The sequence below is a fragment of the Janthinobacterium sp. GW822-FHT07H10 genome (assembly GCF_058798675.1).
Genome location: NZ_JBXAKS010000003.1, coordinates 579422 through 595608, shown reverse-complemented (window position 1 = coordinate 595608; position 16187 = coordinate 579422). Strand labels below are relative to the sequence as shown.

The following is a 16187-nucleotide window of genomic DNA, read 5'->3' as shown; positions in this document are numbered from 1 at the left end:
TCTCCGTTCTTGCAATCGTGCAAGTCTTACCCACCAATTACTTATTCAACTGATCAGGAAGCCGCGACCATGCGCCAAAATTTGCCAGTGACTAACCGTGAAGTCCTCGTCTTGGACGATCAGGCCATCGTGTCGAAAACGGATATGAACGGCAATATCGTGTATGTGAACCCCTACTTCAGCCAGGTCAGCGGCTTCAGCGAGGCAGAGCTGCTCGGCTCGCCACAAAACATCGTGCGCCACCCGGACATGCCGGCCGAGGCGTTTGCCGACCTGTGGGCCTCGATCCAGGCCGGCACGCCGTGGACGGGCCTGGTCAAGAACCGCTGCAAGAACGGCGACTTTTACTGGGTACGCGCCAACGTCACGCCCATCCGCGAAGCGGGCAAGACCATCGGCTACATGTCCGTGCGCGTAAAGGCGGACAAGGACCAGGTGAAGGTGGCCGAGGAAGCGTACGCGGCCATCCGCAACCAGGAAGACGGCAAGATCGTCATCAAGCACGGGCAGATCGTACGCCCCGGCCTGGCGCACCTGCTGCACAGCCTGACGCACATGTCGCTGAACCTGCGCATCTGGGCCGCCACCTCCATCGTCAACTGCCTGCAACTGCTGGTGTGCATCATCAGCCTGTTCGCCAGCGGCGGCGAGATCACCAACTACGCCATCTTCGGCGCCACCCTGTTCGGCTTCCTGATCAACGTCTTCCTCTGGTACACCTTGCGCATGTCCGTGCTCAAACCGCTGGGCAAGGCCCTGAACGGCGCGCGCGCGATCGCCGCCGGCGACCTGTCGGGCAGTTTTGAAACGGACAGCACGGATGAAGTGGGGCAATTGCTGCGCGCGCTGCAGCAGATGAACAGCAACCTGATCGCCACCATCCGCGACGTGCGCATCAACGTGGAAACCATGGCCGTGGCCACCAAGCAAATCGCCGTCGGCAATATGGACTTGTCGGGCCGCACGGAATCGCAGGCGGCCAGCCTGGAAGAAACGGCCTCGAGCATCGAAGAATTCTCGTCGACCGTGAAACAGAATGCGGACAATTCCGTGCAGGCCAACGAGCTGGCCGTGGCCGCCTCGAAAGTGGCCGTGCAGGGCGGCGAAATCGTCGCCGAGGTGATCACCACCATGGACGACATCAACACCTCGTCGAAGAAGATCGTCGACATCATCGGCTTGATCGAAGGCATCGCCTTCCAGACCAACATCCTGGCCTTGAACGCGGCCGTGGAAGCGGCCCGCGCCGGCGAACAGGGCAAGGGCTTTGCCGTCGTCGCGGGCGAGGTACGCAACCTGGCGCAGCGCTCCTCGCTGGCAGCCAAGGACATCAAGCAGCTGATTGAAATTTCCGTCGGCAAGGTGGGCGCCGGCATGCTGCAGGTCAACCGCGCCGGCGCCACCATGGAGCAAGTGGTCAGCTCGGTGCAGCAGGTGACGGCCATCATGCAGGAAATCTCCATCGCCTCGCGCGAGCAGAGCATCGGCGTCGACCAGGTCAACCAGGCCATCGCCCACATGGACCAGGTGACGCAGCAAAACGCGGCCCTCGTGGAAGAAGCGGCCGCGGCCGCCACGCGCCTGGCGGAAGAGGCGGCCAGCCTGTCGCAAGCCGTGAGCCTGTTCAATTTCGGCAAGATGCCGCCGCCGCGCCGTGTCGCCATGCCAGGCGGCAAATCGGGCGCCGCAAACGCTACGCAAGCCGGCAAGCCCAGCGGCCTGAAACGCCTGGCCGCCTAAACCTTTCAAGACTTAAAACATATCATGCCTACACTACTCAGCAGTGCTTCCGCCGAACTGGATGCGGTCGTCGAATTCGACCCGGTCATCATCGGCAAGATGAGCCAGTCCGGCCCCCGCTACACGTCCTACCCGACCGCCGACCGTTTCAACGGAGAATTTGGCTACGGTAATTTCCTTGAAGCCCTGGCCGCGCTGCGCATGCGCGGCGGCCGCCGTCCGCTGTCGCTGTACGTGCACGTGCCGTTCTGCGACACCCTGTGCTACTACTGCGCCTGCAACAAGATCATCACGAAAGACCGCAGCAAAGCCGCCACCTACCTCAGCTATCTGAAGCAGGAAATCGCCATGCAGGGCAAGCTGTTTGCCGGCATGAACCAGATCGAGCAGCTGCACTTCGGCGGCGGCACGCCGACGTACCTGAGCGAAAAGCAGATGGACGAACTGATGGCCCATTTGCGCCAGCATTTCGACTTCGCTTCCGACGAGGATGGCGAGTATTCGATCGAGATCGACCCGCGCAGCGTGTCGCGCGAACGCGTGTTTTCGCTGCGCGCACAGGGTTTCAACCGCATCAGCCTGGGCGTGCAAGATTTCGACGCCGACGTGCAAAAAGCCGTCAACCGCATCCAGCCGGAAGCGGAAACGGTGGCCATCATGCAGGCCGCGCGCGACGCCGGTTTCCGCTCGATCAGCATCGACCTGATCTACGGCTTGCCGAAGCAAAACCTGGAAACGATGACGGAAACCCTGCGCAAAGTGATTTCCGCCAGTCCCGACCGCATCGCCCTGTACCACTACGCGCACATGCCGCACCTGTTCAAGCCGCAGCGCCGCATCCTCGACGCCGACATGCCCGACAGCGCCACCAAGCTGGCCATGCTGGGCCTGTGCATCGCGCGCCTGACGGCGGCCGGCTATGTCTACATCGGCATGGACCATTTCGCCAAGCCGACGGACGACCTGGCCGTGGCGCAGCGCCAGGGCCGTTTGCACCGCAACTTCCAGGGTTACTCGACGCGCGCGGAAGCGGACCTGATCGCCTGCGGCGTGTCGGCCATCAGCTCCGTGGGCGCCGTCTACAGCCAGAATGAAAAGACGCTGGACGCGTACTACGAAAGACTCGACGAAGGCGTGCTGCCGATCGCGCGCGGCATCAAGCTCGACACGGACGATTTATTGCGCCGTATCATCATCCAGATGCTGATGTGCAATTTCGAACTGTCGATCGCCACCATCGAACAGGCCCATCCCGTGACCTTCCGCAGCTATTTCGCCGCCGAGCTGGAAAAACTGCGCGAGCTGGCGCGCGACGGCCTGCTCGTCATCGAGGAAGACTGGCTGACGGTGACGCCGAAAGGGCGCTTGCTGATCCGCAATATCTGCATGGTCTTCGACCGCTACCTGACCCTGGCCCGCGCCAACACCGCGCCGGACGCCGTGCAGCCGTTGCGCTACTCGAAAACCGTGTAACGCAGCGCCGATGAACGCCCTCAGCCTCGTGCCCATGTTCCTGGTCGGCCTGGCCGGCAGCGTGCACTGCATCGGCATGTGCGGCGGCATCGTCGGCGCGCTGTCGCTCAGCGGCGCTGCACCGGCACAGGCCGCCCGCCCCGTGATCGCCATCGCCGTGGCGCGCCCCGCATGGCAGACAACCTCGCACTCGAACGTGCTGCGCGTGCTCGCGTATAACGGCGGGCGCATCGGCAGCTACATGCTGGCCGGCGCCGTGGCCGGCAGCCTGGCCGGCGCCGGCATGCTGCACCTCGCCGCGCTGCAAGTGGCCGGCTACTGGCTGGCCAACCTGATGCTCATCGCCCTGGGCCTGTACCTGATGGATGCCTGGCGCGGCCTGGCGCACCTGGAGGCCGCCGGCAACCTGATCTGGCGCCGCGTGCGCCCCTTATTGAAACCCCTGATGCCGATGGATACGCCGTGCAAGGCGCTGGCCGTGGGCGGGCTGTGGGGCTGGGTGCCGTGCGGCATGGTCTACAGCGCCTTGCTGACGGCCATGCTGCAAGGCTCGGCCCTGAGCGGCGCGGCCGCCATGGGCGCCTTCGGCCTCGGCACCCTGCCCATGCTGTTCGGCATGGGCTTGCTGGGCACGCGGCTGCGCGCGCAGCTGCAGCGCCGTCCCGTGCGCATCGCCAGCGGCGTGCTGGTGCTGGGCTTTGGCGTGCTGGGCTTGCTGCGCGCGGCCCACGGCGTATCGCTGGGCTGGCTCGACGCCCTGTGCGTCACGGGCCATCCATGAAGAGAAACGTATGAATGCTGTCCTGAAACCCGCCGCCTGCTTCCATTGCGGCTTGCCCGTGCCCGCCGGTTCCCACTGGTACGTCACCATAGGCGACGAGCCGCGCGCCATGTGCTGCCCCGGCTGCGAAGCGGTGGCGCAGACCATCGTCGACATCGGCCAGAGCGCGTATTACCGCGACCGCGACGAATACGCCGTCAACGCATTTGATGCCACCCTGATGCCGCCCGAACTGCATTTGTACAGCAATGACGACGCGCAATTCGCGCGCGACGCCAGCAGCTGCGAAGCGACCCTGTCCGTCGAAGGCATACGCTGCGCCGCCTGCGTCTGGCTGATCGAGCGACAGCTGACGCGCCTGCCCGGCGTGCAGGCGGCCAGCCTGAACGTCGCCACGGAACGCCTGTACGTGCGCTGGAGCCGCGCGCAGTGCGAACCGGGCGATATCCTGCAAGCCGTGCGGCAAGTCGGCTATACGGCCTATCCCTACGATGCCGTGCGCCATGGCGAGCGCCTGCAGAAAGCCAGCAAGACATTGGGGCGCCAGCTGTTCGTCGCCGGCCTGTCGATGATGCAGGTGATGATGTACGTGGCGCCCGCCTACCTGGCCGAGGATGGCACGCTGGACGACAATATGGCCAGCCTGATGCGCTGGGCCAGCCTGCTGCTGACCTTGCCGGCCATCTGCTATTCGGCCATGCCGTTTTTCCAGGGCGCCTGGGCCAGCCTGCGCGCGCGCACCCTGGGCATGGACGTACCCGTGGCGCTGGGCATCCTGGCGGCCTTCTGCGGCAGCGTGGTGGCGACGTTTACGGGCCGCGGCGAGGTGTATTACGACTCGGCCACGATGTTCATCTTCCTGCTGCTGTGCAGCCGCTATTTCGAACTGCAGGCGCGCCGCAAGGCCGCCTCGGCCCTCGAGCGCCTGCAGCACGCCTTGCCCGCCTCGGCCTCGCTGATGGCGGGCTTCCCGGACAACCGCGCCACCACCCTGGTGCCGGCCGGCAGCCTGGCCGTCGGTGACGTGATTCTGGTCAAACCGGGCGAGGCGATCGCCGCCGACAGCGTCATCGTCGAGGGCACGAGCGCGCTCGATTTATCGCTGCTGACGGGCGAGAGCGCGGCCCAGCGCAGGAAAACAGGCGAACGGGTGCCGGGCGGCGCCATCAACGCCAGCGCGGCGATCATCTTGCGCGTGCTCAAACCGGCGCGCGAAAGCACCCTGTCCGACCTGTTAAAGCTGATCGAACGGGCCGGCAGCGGCAAGCCGCAGATCGCGCAGTGGGCCGACAAGGTGGCCGCCTGGTTCGTGCTGGGCCTGCTGCTGTTCGCCGGCGCCGTGTTCGCCTTCTGGAGCTGGCACGATGCGTCGCAGGCCTGGCCCGTGGCCATCGCCGTGCTGGTCGTGTCGTGCCCGTGCGCGCTGTCGCTGGCCACGCCGACGGCGCTGGCCGCCGCCACCGACAGCCTGCTGCGGCGCGGCGTGCTGATCGTCCAGCCGCATGTGCTGGAAACCCTGCACCGCGCCACCCACATCGTCTTCGACAAGACGGGCACCCTGACCCTGGGCCGGCCCGTGCTGCAGCAGGTCGAGGGCCTGGGCGGCATGACGGATGACGCCTGCCTGCAGGTGGCGGCCGCGCTGGAAGCGGGCAGCGCCCATCCGCTGGCGCAAGCGATCATGGATGCGGCCAAGGAACAGCCGCGCGCGCATGCGGAAAACCTGCAGGAAGTGCAGGGGCAGGGACTCGAAGGCGTGATCGACGGCGTGCGCTACCGGCTGGGCAATGCAGCCTTTGTCGCCGCCATCGCCGGGCCGCCGCTGGGCGACACGGCCGTCGGCGTGCAGGGCATGACGCCGCTGTACCTGGGCATGCAGGGCCGCTGGCTGACGCGCTTTTTGCTCAGCGACGCGCTGCGCCCGGAAGCGCGCGAAGTCGTCGCGTATTTCCACCGGCGCGGCAAGCAGGTCGTGCTGCTCAGCGGCGACCAGGAAGCGCTGACGCAAAGCGTGGCGGCGGAACTGGGCATCGGCACGGCCTGCGGCGAGTGCCTGCCCGATGAAAAGCTCGATTTCGTGCAGCAGCTGCAGGCGACGGGCGCCGTGGTGGCGATGGTCGGCGACGGCATCAACGACGCCGCCGTGCTGAGCGCGGCCGACGTCTCCTTCGCCATGGGCTCGGGCGCCGCGCTGGCGCAGGCGCATGCCGACACGGTGCTGCTGTCGAGCCAGCTGCGCTCCGTGCTCGACACGGCCAAAACGGCCGCGCGCAGCATGCGCATCATCCGCGAAAACCTGGGCTGGGCCACCCTGTACAACGTGACGGCCATCCCCGCCGCCGCGCTGGGCTTCTTGAACCCGTGGCTGTCCGGCGTCGGCATGGCCGCCAGCTCGGCCGTCGTCATCGCCAACGCCTTGCGCCTGCGGAAAGCCTGAACCATGGAAGCGCTCTACCTCCTCATCCCCCTCAGCATCGTCGTCGTTTTCATCGCTCTGTGGGTCTTCTTCACGGCCTCGGACGGCGGCCAGTTCGACGACCTGGTGGGACCGGGCTTGCGCGTGCTGCAGGACGACGACGCGACCGAGACGACGGCATCCGACGAAGCGCCGCACGCCTGATTGCGCCTGCCTGGCGGCGCTGCTTTCAGCCCCCCATCCAGCCCGTGTTGCAGGGATCTTGCATGGCTTTTTTTAGCTGAATCGCGTTTTATTTTGATGTCAGTTAACTACGCCTATTTCATCTGGGGAATTTTGATCCACATCAAAGTTTTTTAGCGGTCAAACACTTACTCTCTGGCCACCATCATAAATAGTAATTCCAGGGAGAGTCTTTGTGGATCAATCGCTGAACTATAACTACAAGATCGTGAAGCAATTCGCGGTCGCTACTGTGGTATGGGGCATCATCGGCATGCTGGTTGGCGTTATCATCGCCGCGCAGCTGGCATGGCCTGCCCTGAACCTCGACATACCATGGCTGACGTATGGACGCTTGCGTCCGCTGCACACGAATGCCGTGATTTTCGCCTTCGGCATCTGCGGCCTGTTCGCCACCTCGTACTACGTCGTGCAACGCACGTGCCAGGTGCGCCTGTTTTCCGACAAGCTGGCCGCCTTCACGTTCTGGGGCTGGCAAGCGGTGATCCTGGCCGCCGTCGTCACCCTGCCGATGGGCCTGACCCGCGGCAAGGAATACGCCGAACTCGAGTGGCCTATCGCCCTGCTCATCGCCGTCGTCTGGATCGCGTATGCGATCGTGTTCTTCGGCACCTTGATCAAGCGCAAGGTCAAGCATATCTACGTGGCCAACTGGTTCTTCGGCGCCTACATCCTGGCCGTGACAATTTTGCACGTGGTCAATGGCGCCGTCATGCCGGCATCGGCCGGCAAGTCGTACTCCGCCTACAGCGGCGTGCAGGACGCCATGATCCAGTGGTGGTACGGCCATAACGCCGTGGGCTTCATCCTCACGGCCGGCTACCTGGGCATGGTCTACTACTTCATCCCGAAACAGGCCGAGCGCCCCGTGTACTCGTACCGCTTGTCCATCGTCCACTTCTGGGCGCTGATCTTCACCTACATGTGGGCCGGCCCGCATCACCTGCACTACACGGCCTTGCCTGACTGGACGCAATCGATCGGCATGGTCTTCTCGCTGGTGCTGCTGGCGCCAAGCTGGGGCGGCATGATCAACGGCATCATGACCCTGTCGGGCGCCTGGCACAAGCTGCGCACCGATCCGATCCTGAAGTTCATGATCGTCTCGCTGTCGTTCTACGGCATCGCCACTTTCGAAGGTCCGATGATGTCGATCAAGACCATCAACTCGCTGTCCCATTACACGGACTGGACTGTTGCTCACGTGCATGCGGGCGCCCTGGGCTGGGTCGGCTTCATCACCATGGGTTCCATCTACTACCTGCTGCCGCGCCTGGCGGGCCGCACGCAGATGCACAGCACGCGCCTGGTCGACGTGCACTTCTGGGTGGCCACCATCGGCATCGTGCTGTACATCGCCGCGATGTGGATCGCCGGCGTGATGCAGGGCCTGATGTGGCGCGCGGTCAATCCTGACGGCACCCTGACCTACACCTTTGTCGAGAGCGTGAAAGCCACGTATCCGTACTACGTGGTGCGCGTGGCCGGCGGCCTGCTGTACCTGTCGGGCATGTGCATCATGGGCTACAACACCTGGATGACCTTGCGCGGCAGCAAACTCCCCGTCGCCCGCATTCCGGAACTGAACGCGGCGCACGCCTGATAGGAGCAAAAGCAAATGAAATTTTCACATGCATGGATTGAAAGAAACCCCTGGCTGCTGATCGCCCTGGTCACGGTGGTGATCAGCATCGGCGGCGCCGTCGAAATCGTTCCCCTGTTCTTCCAGAAGAGCACGACGGAGCCCATCGCCGGCCTGAAGCCGTACTCGCCGCTGCGCCTGGCGGGGCGCGACATTTACGTGCGCGAAGGCTGCTACAACTGCCACTCGCAGATGGTGCGCCCGCTGCGCGCGGAAACGGAACGCTATGGCCACTATTCGGTCGCCGGCGAGTTCGTCTACGACCGTCCGTTCCAGTGGGGTTCGAAGCGCACGGGGCCCGACCTGGCCCGCGTGGGCGCGCGCTACAGCGACGAATGGCACCGCACGCACTTGAACAACCCGCGCGACGTGGTGCCCGAGTCGAACATGCCGTCCTACCCCTGGCTGGCGAAGACCAAGCTGGTGCCGGACGAGATCATGCCGAAGATGCGCGCGCTGCGCCGCCTGGGCGATCCGTACAGCGACGCGGAAATCGCCGCCGCGCCGGCCCAGCTGCAGGACAAGACGGAAGAAGACGCCCTGGTCGCCTATCTGCAAGGCCTCGGTACATTAATCAAAACAAGGAATTAGCATGGCAATCGAAAACCTGTTTGACAGCGCCAGCAGCGTCATGACGGTGGTTTCCTTTACGACGTTCGTGGGCATCCTGTGGTGGACGTTCAGCCGCAGCAATAGCGACTTCGACGCGGCGGCACGTTTGCCGTTCGCCGACGAGGCGCTCGACCATCCGGCCCCGGCCGCGCAAGCACAAGAGGAGCGCAACCATGGCTGACTTTACGAATGGCTTCTGGAACATCTACATCATCGTGCTGTCCCTGCTGGGCATCATCGGCTGCGGCGTGCTGCTGTACTCGCAGTCGAAAGTGAAAGTGGCGGCCGGCGCCCCCGCCGACGGCACCACGGGCCACGTCTGGGACGAGGACTTGAAGGAACTCAACACGCCGATGCCGCGCTGGTGGATGTGGCTGTTCTACATCACCATCGTCTTCGCGCTGGCCTACCTGTTCCTGTATCCGGGCCTGGGCAACTATGCCGGCAGCCTGGGCTGGAAATCGACGGGCCAGTACGAGGAAGAGCTGAAAAAGGCGGAAGCCGATTACGGTCCCCTGTTCAACAAGTACCTGAGCCAGGACTTGAAGACGGTGGCCGCCGATCCGCAGGCGCAAGCCATCGGCCAGCGCCTGTTCCTCACCTACTGCGCGCAATGCCACGGTTCGGATGCGCGCGGCAACAAGGGCTTCCCCAACCTGACCGACAAGGACTGGCTGTATGGCGGCGAACCTGACGTCATCAAGACCACCATCATGCACGGCCGCAATGGCCAGATGCCGCCGATGGGCGCCGCCCTCGGTTCCGAGAAGGATGTCGAGAACGTGGCCCATTACGTGCTGAGCCTGTCCGGTTCCACGTCGGATCCCGTCAAGTCCGTGCTGGGCAAGGCCAAGTTCGGCGCCTGCATGGCCTGTCACGGCGCCGATGCGAAGGGCAACCAGATGCTGGGCGCGCCCAACCTGACGGACAAGACCTGGCTGTATGGCGGCAGCGCCGATACCATCATGGAAACCGTGCGCAAGGGCCGCAGCAACACCATGCCGGCCTTCAGCGACTTCCTCGGCGAATCGAAGGTGCACGTGCTGTCGGCGTATGTCTGGAGCCTGTCGAATCCGCAGGCGCCCGCGAAGTAAACAATGGAACCTCAAGTCATCAAGATGTATGCGGCCCGCGAGCAAATCTACCCTCGCGAGGCCAAAGGACGCTACGCTACCTGGCGATGGGTATGCGTTTGGCTTACCCAGCTCGCGTTCTACGGCTTGCCGTGGCTGACGTGGAATGGCAGGCAAGCCCTGCTGTTCGACCTGACCACGCGCAAGTTCTACATTTTCGGCGTCGTGCTGTGGCCCCAGGATTTCATCTACCTGGCGGCCCTGCTGATCATCTGTGCGTATCTGCTGTTCCTCGTCACGGCCATCGCCGGGCGGGTATGGTGCGGGTTTTCGTGCCCGCAAACGGTGTACACGGAAATCTTCCTGTGGGTCGAACGCAAGATCGAGGGCACGCGCAGCGCGCGCATGGCCCTTGACAAGCAGGGCCCGTCGCTGCGCAAGACGGCCAAGAAGACGGCCAAGCACCTGGTGTGGGGCGCCATCGCCCTGTGGACGGGCTTTACCTTCGTCGGCTACTTCACGCCGATCAAGGAACTCGCCCATTCCGTGCAAACGCTGAACTTCGGCCCGTGGGAATGGTTCTGGGTGCTGTTCTACAGCCTGGCCACCTACGGCAACGCGGGCTGGCTGCGCGAGCAGGTGTGCAAATACATGTGCCCCTACGCGCGCTTCCAGAGCGCCATGTTCGACCAGGACACCCTGATCATCACCTATGACGCCAAGCGGGGCGAACCGCGCGGTGCGCTGAGCAAGAAGGCCGGCAACAACGACAAGCTGGGCGACTGCATCGACTGTACCCTGTGCGTGCAGGTGTGTCCGACCGGCATCGATATCCGCAACGGCCTGCAGTATGAATGCATCGGCTGCGCCGCCTGCGTCGATGCCTGCAACAGCGTGATGGACAAGGTCGACCGGCCACGCGGACTGGTACGCTACAGTACCGACCATGCGATGGAAAACAACTTCGACTCGAAGCAGATCCGCCAGCGCGCCATGCGCCCGCGCGTGCTGATCTACACCTCCATCCTGGCCCTGATCATCATCGCCGTGTGTACCTCGCTGGCCCTGCGCACGCCGCTGAAGATGGACGTCATCCGCGACCGCGGCTCGATGGGGCGCGAAGTGGAAGATGGCATGATCGAGAACGTCTACCGCCTGCAGATCATGAACACTTCGGAGCAAAGCCAGAGCTTCAGGATCAGCGTTGCCGGCTTGCCGGGCCTGACCTTGCTGACGCGCGATGAAGTGACCTTGCAGGCGACGGAAACGCTGGGCTGGCCGATCCGCCTGCGCGTGCCGCACGGCGTGGGAGAGAAGGGCTCGAACAAGATCACGATCGAGCTGCAGTCGCTGGACGACCCGTCGCTGCACGTGCGCGAAAGCGCCGTGTTCATCGTGCCACGTTAAGCAGGAAAGGCGGCAGGAATCCCCGTGTTCTTGCCGCCGTCACAAGGAGAAAACAATGTCCGACAGTCTGAAACTGCAAGCCCCCGCCGCGCCCTGGTACAAGCACCGCTGGCCATGGCTGCTGATGATCGGTCCCGGGCTGTCCGTCGTCGTCGGCAGCTTCATGGGCTATATCGCGTTTACGCAACCCGACGCGCTGGTGGTGGGCGACTATTACAAGCAGGGCAAGGCCATCAACCAGGACTTGCGGCGCGATACGGCCGCCAGCAACCTGGCCATGTCGACCAGCCTGGCGTACGACGTGGCGCAAGCACGCCTGACGGGCTCCGTGCACAGCTTCGGCAAGGCTTACCAGGCGCCGCTGCAGCTGCACCTGGCGCACGCGACCTTGCCGGAAAAGGATATCAAGCTGCTGGTGCAGCCCGACGCCATGGGCAACTTCTCGGTGGCGCTGCCGATGCTCGAGCGCAGCCGCTGGCAGGTGCTGGTGGAAAACAATACGCGCGAGTGGCGCCTGTCGGGCATCTGGACCTGGCCCGCGCAGCGCAGCATCGCGCTGCATGCGGACGAGGAACTGTAAGGCACTGCGCCGGGGAAAACCGTGGCGGGCGCCAGTGATGGGCGGCCGAGCAGCGCAGCTGTGCCGGTGTACAGCGCGCAGCGCAAGCCGCAAAGCGCGACGCGCAGCGGGTTTTGACGGTGCCGTTATTTGCAGGTGTCGGTGCCGGCCGTAATGGCTTTTAATTTTGCCGGCTGCAGGATCTCGATCTCGCGGTTCGACACGCGCAGCCAGCCTTCCTTCTTGAACTTCGACAGCAAGCGGCTGACGCTCTCGATGGTCAGGCCCAGGTAGTTGCCGATTTCCTCGCGCGACATGCGCAGCTGGAAGTTGCTGCCCGAATAGCCGCGCGCCTCGTAGCGCGACGCCAGGTTGACGATGAAGGCGGCAAAACGCTGCGTCGCCTGCATATTGCCCAGCAACAGCATCACGCTTTGCTCGCGCGTGATTTCCTGGCTCATCATGCGGTGGAAATGGCGCAGCAGGGTGGGCATATTGCCCAGCAATTGTTCCAGGCTGGAAAACGGAATTTCACACACTTCGCTGTCTTCCAGCGCCACGGCATTGCAGTGGTGGCGGTCGGCGCTGATGGCGTCCATGCCCAGCAGTTCGCCAGCCATCTGGAAGCCCGTCACCTGCTCTTCGCCGCCCGGATTGATCTGGTAAGTCTTGAAGTGGCCCAGGCGGATCGCGTACAGGTTCTGGAACGAGTCGCCGATGCGGAACAGCGAGGCGCCGCGCGCGACCTTGCGGCGGCGGCCGATAATCTGGTCCAGCCTGTCCATGTCGCCCACGTCGAGGCCCATCGGCAGGCACAATTGATGCATGCTGCACGTCGAGCAGCGCGCACGCAACGCTTCCACGTTCACGGCGGGCAAGGCTGGAGAGAGTAGCGCTTCTGTCATGTCAGTACCTTTTTGAAAATGCAATAACAAGTTTACTGCATAGCGCGCTTGCCTGTGCCATTTTCCCCGTCATTCACGCTAATTTCGCTGAATAAACGACGTCCTGCATTTAATTTTATGGCAACATCGTCAATTGCTGCTTTGACGGCGGGAATTTACGCGGCCGGCGCTTGCCAAGTTGCTGTATTGATAGGAAAATTCCTGACAGCATTATCTGCCGCCTGTCCCTTCGGGGACTGAAAAGGAAATCATGAAGCCTCTCGGCATTAAAGCAAAAGTCGCGCTGGCCACCAGCCTGACCTCGATCGCCATGATCGCCCTGGTCACCATGATCCAGGTCAAGCACATGCGCGACGATTTCACGCAAGTGCTGCTGGTCCAGCAAACGGCCCTGATCGAGCGCACGGCCGAAGAGCTCGACGACAAGTTGGCGATGCTGCTCGACATCATCACCCAGACGGCGCGCCACCAGCCGCCCGCCCTCATGGCCGACGCCGGCGCATTGCGCGAGTACTACACGCAGCGCGCCATGCTGGCCCTGTTCGACGACGTGCTGGTGCTCGACACGCAGGGCAAGGTGGTGGCCAACGTGCCCGAGGTGCCGGGACGCAACGGCACCGACGTGACGGACCGCGATTACTTCCATACCGTCATGCGCACGAAACAGGCGATGATCACGCAACCGATGCTGGGCAAGACCAGCCACTTGCCCATCGTGCAGATGGTCGCGCCCGTGCTGGACAAGAACGGCGCCGTGGCCGGCATCGTGATCGGCGTGCTGCGCCTGTACAAGGACAATATGCTGGGCCACCTGCGCACGGCCAAGGTGGGCAAGAGCGGCTATTACTTCATCCTCACGCGCGAAGCCGTGCCGCGCTACGTGCTGTACCCCGATACCAGCCGCCTGCTGCAGCCGCGCGCGCCGAACGCCAACCAGACCACCACGCAGCTGCTGAAAGAAGACGGCGAAGGCAGCATGGTCAGCACCAACAGCCGCGGCATCACGGCCGTCAACAGCTTCAAGCGATTGAAATCCGTGAACTGGCTGCTGGCCGCCTCGTTGCCCGTGGCCGACGCGTTCGAGCCGTTCAACGGCGTACTGTCACGGCTGGTACTCTGGAGCATCTGCGCCTCGCTGCTGGCCGCGGCCGTGCTGGGCTGGGTCACCGTGCGCCTGCTGTCGCCGCTGGTGCGCCTGCGCGACACCCTGCTGTCGCTGCGCGCCTCGGGCAACCGCTTCACCCCCGTGCCGGTGCAGCAGCGCGACGAGATCGGCGAGCTGACGGAGGCGTTCAACGGCCTGATGGGCGAGCGCGACCGGCTGCAGCACGAGCTCGAGGCGCGCGCAACGGAGCTGGAGCAGGAGCGCGACCGGGCCGAGGCGGCCAACCGCGCGAAGAGCGATTTCGTGGCCAACATGAGCCATGAAATCCGCACGCCGCTCAATGCCGTGCTGGGCATGGTGTATTTGCTCGGCAATACCAAGCTCAACACCGAGCAGCGCAAGTACCTGACCATGGTACGCGTGGCGGGCCAGTCGTTATTGGGCATCCTCAACGATGTGCTCGATTTTTCCAAGATCGAGGCGCGCCGCATGGATCTGTCTCCCGTCGAGTTCGACCTCGATGAAGTCATGAATACCCTCGCCACGACGATGACCATGAATGCCGGCGAGAAAGAACTCGAGCTGGCCATCGCCGTCGAACCCGACGTGCCGCGCCGCCTCGTCGGCGACGCCCAGCGGCTGCAGCAAATCCTCGTCAACCTGGCCGGCAATGCCATCAAGTTTACCGAGAGCGGCGAAGTGGTGGTGGCCGTCAGCCTGGCCGAAAGCAGGAACGAGCGGGCCTGGCTGCGCTTCGAAGTGCGCGACACGGGCATCGGCATGACGGCCCAGCAGCAGGCCCAGCTGTTTACGGCCTTCTCGCAGGGCGACCAGAGCATCACGCGGCGCTTCGGCGGCACGGGCCTGGGCCTGGCCATCAGCAAGCACTTGATCCATATGATGGGCGGCGAGATCGCCGTGGCCAGCAGCGAAGGCAAGGGCAGCCGCTTCTGGTTCAGCGTGCCGTTCGACGTGCTGGCCCTGCCCGCCGAGGCGCGCCGCACGCCGTCGCTGGGGCCGCTGCGCCTGCTGGTGGCCGACGACAACCGCACCACGCGCGAGCTGATCGTCAAGCTGATCGAAGCGTGGGGCTGGGCCGCCGACGAAGTGGACTCGGGCTTTGCCGCCATCGAGCTGTACCGCGAACGCCTGGCGCAGCAGCAGCCCTACGACGTGGTGCTGGCCGACTGGCACATGCCCGTCATGGATGGCCTGGCCACGGCCAAGGCCATCCGCCAGGCCGCGTCCGGCCAGCGCCAGCCCATCGTGGTGATGGTCAACGCCTTCGCGCGCAACCACCTGGAAGAAATCTCCAGCGCGGCCGAAGCCGACGTGGTGCTGATGAAGCCGATCACGGGGTCGAGCCTGTTCGACGCCCTGCACCAGGCGCTGATCGCCAAGAACGATGGCGGCGAGCAACGCATGCTGCAGCAGCCGCTGGGCACGGAACTGGCCGGCGTGCATTTCCTGCTGGTGGAAGACAATCATCTGAACCAGGCCGTGGCGCGCGGCATCCTCGAGCACATGGGCGCCACGCTGGACGTGGTGGGCGACGGCTCGCAGGCCGTGGAACGGCTGCGCACGGAAGCGCTGCGCTACGACATCGTGCTGATGGACATGCAGATGCCCATCATGGACGGCTTCAGCGCCACCCACATCATCCGCACGGAACTGCGCCTGCAGCTGCCCGTGATCGCCATGACGGCCGGCGTGCTCGCTTCCGAACGCGAACGCTGCATGACGGCCGGCATCACCGATTTCATCGCCAAGCCCGTGGTGGTGGAAGAGATGATGGACGTCATCCTGCGCCACCTGCCGAAACGCCCGCAGGCGCAGGCCGCCGAAGCGGCGCCGCCCGCCGATGACGAGGTGTTTTCCATGGCGCCGCTGATGCGCGTGATGGGACGCGACGCCAAGGGACGCGGCGTGCTGCGGCGCATGGTCGAAGACGCGCTGAACAAGGGCATGACGCCCGTGCGCGAGGCGGAAACGGCCTTGCAGGCGGGACGCCACAGCGACGTGGCGCGCATCCTGCACGGCTTGCGCGGCTCCGTCGGGACCCTGGGCACGAAGCGGCTGATACGCGCCGCCTTCGCCACCGAGGAAGCCATCGATGCCGGCCGTTTCGACGCAGTGGCGGCGCTGCTGGCGACGGTGGGAAGCGAGCTGGAACAGGCGCTGGCGGCGGCGCGCGAGTGGCTGGCACGATTAAAAGAGTAGGTCGGATGAGC

The 16187-nt window shown here is 64.4% G+C and carries 13 protein-coding genes; 12 read left to right on the top strand and 1 reads right to left on the bottom strand.

Annotated elements, in window-relative coordinates; all coding sequences use genetic code 11:
- Positions 1-69 precede the first annotated feature (69 nt).
- From AC1RDJ_RS10460 to AC1RDJ_RS10410, 11 genes are all read left to right on the top strand, one after another.
- The gene (locus AC1RDJ_RS10460; RefSeq protein ID WP_493027377.1) at positions 70-1740 is read left to right on the top strand and encodes a methyl-accepting chemotaxis protein; all 1671 of its coding nucleotides are present in this window, start codon (positions 70-72) and stop codon (positions 1738-1740) included.
- Positions 1741-1764: 24 nt separating this feature from the next.
- Positions 1765-3213 carry an oxygen-independent coproporphyrinogen III oxidase gene (gene hemN / locus AC1RDJ_RS10455; protein ID WP_493027376.1) on the top strand — a complete coding sequence of 483 codons (1449 nt, stop codon included), beginning with the start codon at positions 1765-1767 and terminating at the stop codon, positions 3211-3213.
- A gap of 10 nt (positions 3214-3223) precedes the next feature.
- Positions 3224-3994, top strand: a complete 771-nt coding sequence (locus AC1RDJ_RS10450; RefSeq protein ID WP_493027375.1) for a sulfite exporter TauE/SafE family protein — start codon at positions 3224-3226, stop codon at positions 3992-3994.
- Positions 3995-4004: 10 nt separating this feature from the next.
- On the top strand, positions 4005-6431 hold the full coding sequence (locus AC1RDJ_RS10445) for a heavy metal translocating P-type ATPase (RefSeq protein ID WP_493027374.1): 2427 nt from the start codon (positions 4005-4007) through the stop codon (positions 6429-6431).
- A 3-nt stretch (positions 6432-6434) separates the two neighbouring features.
- A complete protein-coding gene (gene ccoS, locus AC1RDJ_RS10440; RefSeq protein ID WP_071325975.1) occupies positions 6435-6614 on the top strand; it encodes a cbb3-type cytochrome oxidase assembly protein CcoS in 180 nt (59 codons plus the stop codon).
- Between the two features lie 214 nt (positions 6615-6828).
- The gene (gene ccoN, locus AC1RDJ_RS10435) at positions 6829-8256 is read left to right on the top strand and encodes a cytochrome-c oxidase, cbb3-type subunit I (RefSeq protein ID WP_071325974.1); all 1428 of its coding nucleotides are present in this window, start codon (positions 6829-6831) and stop codon (positions 8254-8256) included.
- 15 nt (positions 8257-8271) lie between these two features.
- Positions 8272-8886, top strand: coding sequence for a cytochrome-c oxidase, cbb3-type subunit II (ccoO, locus tag AC1RDJ_RS10430; RefSeq protein WP_071325973.1), 615 nt, complete (start codon positions 8272-8274; stop codon positions 8884-8886).
- Between the two features lies 1 nt (position 8887).
- A complete protein-coding gene (locus AC1RDJ_RS10425; protein WP_289888054.1) occupies positions 8888-9088 on the top strand; it encodes a cbb3-type cytochrome oxidase subunit 3 in 201 nt (66 codons plus the stop codon).
- Entirely contained in the window at positions 9081-10001 is a 921-nt protein-coding gene (gene ccoP / locus AC1RDJ_RS10420; RefSeq protein WP_493027373.1) for a cytochrome-c oxidase, cbb3-type subunit III, read from the top strand. Before AC1RDJ_RS10425 ends, ccoP begins: the two co-directional genes overlap by 8 nt.
- Positions 10002-10004: 3 nt before the next feature.
- Positions 10005-11387: a cytochrome c oxidase accessory protein CcoG gene (gene ccoG / locus AC1RDJ_RS10415; protein ID WP_083412060.1), complete on the top strand. Its 1383-nt coding sequence runs from the start codon at positions 10005-10007 to the stop codon at positions 11385-11387.
- A 55-nt stretch (positions 11388-11442) separates the two neighbouring features.
- Positions 11443-11967 carry a FixH family protein gene (locus AC1RDJ_RS10410; protein WP_071325970.1) on the top strand — a complete coding sequence of 175 codons (525 nt, stop codon included), beginning with the start codon at positions 11443-11445 and terminating at the stop codon, positions 11965-11967.
- 125 nt (positions 11968-12092) lie between these two features.
- Here AC1RDJ_RS10410 and fnr read toward each other — a convergent pair whose 3' ends face one another.
- A complete protein-coding gene (gene fnr, locus AC1RDJ_RS10405; protein ID WP_071325969.1) occupies positions 12093-12851 on the bottom strand; it encodes a fumarate/nitrate reduction transcriptional regulator Fnr in 759 nt (252 codons plus the stop codon).
- A gap of 250 nt (positions 12852-13101) precedes the next feature.
- Between fnr and AC1RDJ_RS10400 the strand changes: the two genes are divergently transcribed.
- Entirely contained in the window at positions 13102-16176 is a 3075-nt protein-coding gene (locus AC1RDJ_RS10400; RefSeq protein ID WP_493027372.1) for a response regulator, read from the top strand.
- Positions 16177-16187 lie beyond the last annotated feature (11 nt).

Coding starts and splice junctions, on each gene's coding strand:
- AC1RDJ_RS10445 (WP_493027374.1), top strand. CDS start 4,005: ATGAATGCTGTCCTGAAACCCGCCGCCTGCTTCCATTGCGGCTTGCCC.
- ccoS (WP_071325975.1), top strand. CDS start 6,435: ATGGAAGCGCTCTACCTCCTCATCCCCCTCAGCATCGTCGTCGTTTTC.
- AC1RDJ_RS10450 (WP_493027375.1), top strand. CDS start 3,224: ATGAACGCCCTCAGCCTCGTGCCCATGTTCCTGGTCGGCCTGGCCGGC.
- AC1RDJ_RS10410 (WP_071325970.1), top strand. CDS start 11,443: ATGTCCGACAGTCTGAAACTGCAAGCCCCCGCCGCGCCCTGGTACAAG.
- AC1RDJ_RS10425 (WP_289888054.1), top strand. CDS start 8,888: ATGGCAATCGAAAACCTGTTTGACAGCGCCAGCAGCGTCATGACGGTG.
- hemN (WP_493027376.1), top strand. CDS start 1,765: ATGCCTACACTACTCAGCAGTGCTTCCGCCGAACTGGATGCGGTCGTC.
- ccoG (WP_083412060.1), top strand. CDS start 10,005: ATGGAACCTCAAGTCATCAAGATGTATGCGGCCCGCGAGCAAATCTAC.
- fnr (WP_071325969.1), bottom strand. CDS start 12,851: ATGACAGAAGCGCTACTCTCTCCAGCCTTGCCCGCCGTGAACGTGGAA.
- ccoO (WP_071325973.1), top strand. CDS start 8,272: ATGAAATTTTCACATGCATGGATTGAAAGAAACCCCTGGCTGCTGATC.
- ccoP (WP_493027373.1), top strand. CDS start 9,081: ATGGCTGACTTTACGAATGGCTTCTGGAACATCTACATCATCGTGCTG.
- AC1RDJ_RS10460 (WP_493027377.1), top strand. CDS start 70: ATGCGCCAAAATTTGCCAGTGACTAACCGTGAAGTCCTCGTCTTGGAC.
- AC1RDJ_RS10400 (WP_493027372.1), top strand. CDS start 13,102: ATGAAGCCTCTCGGCATTAAAGCAAAAGTCGCGCTGGCCACCAGCCTG.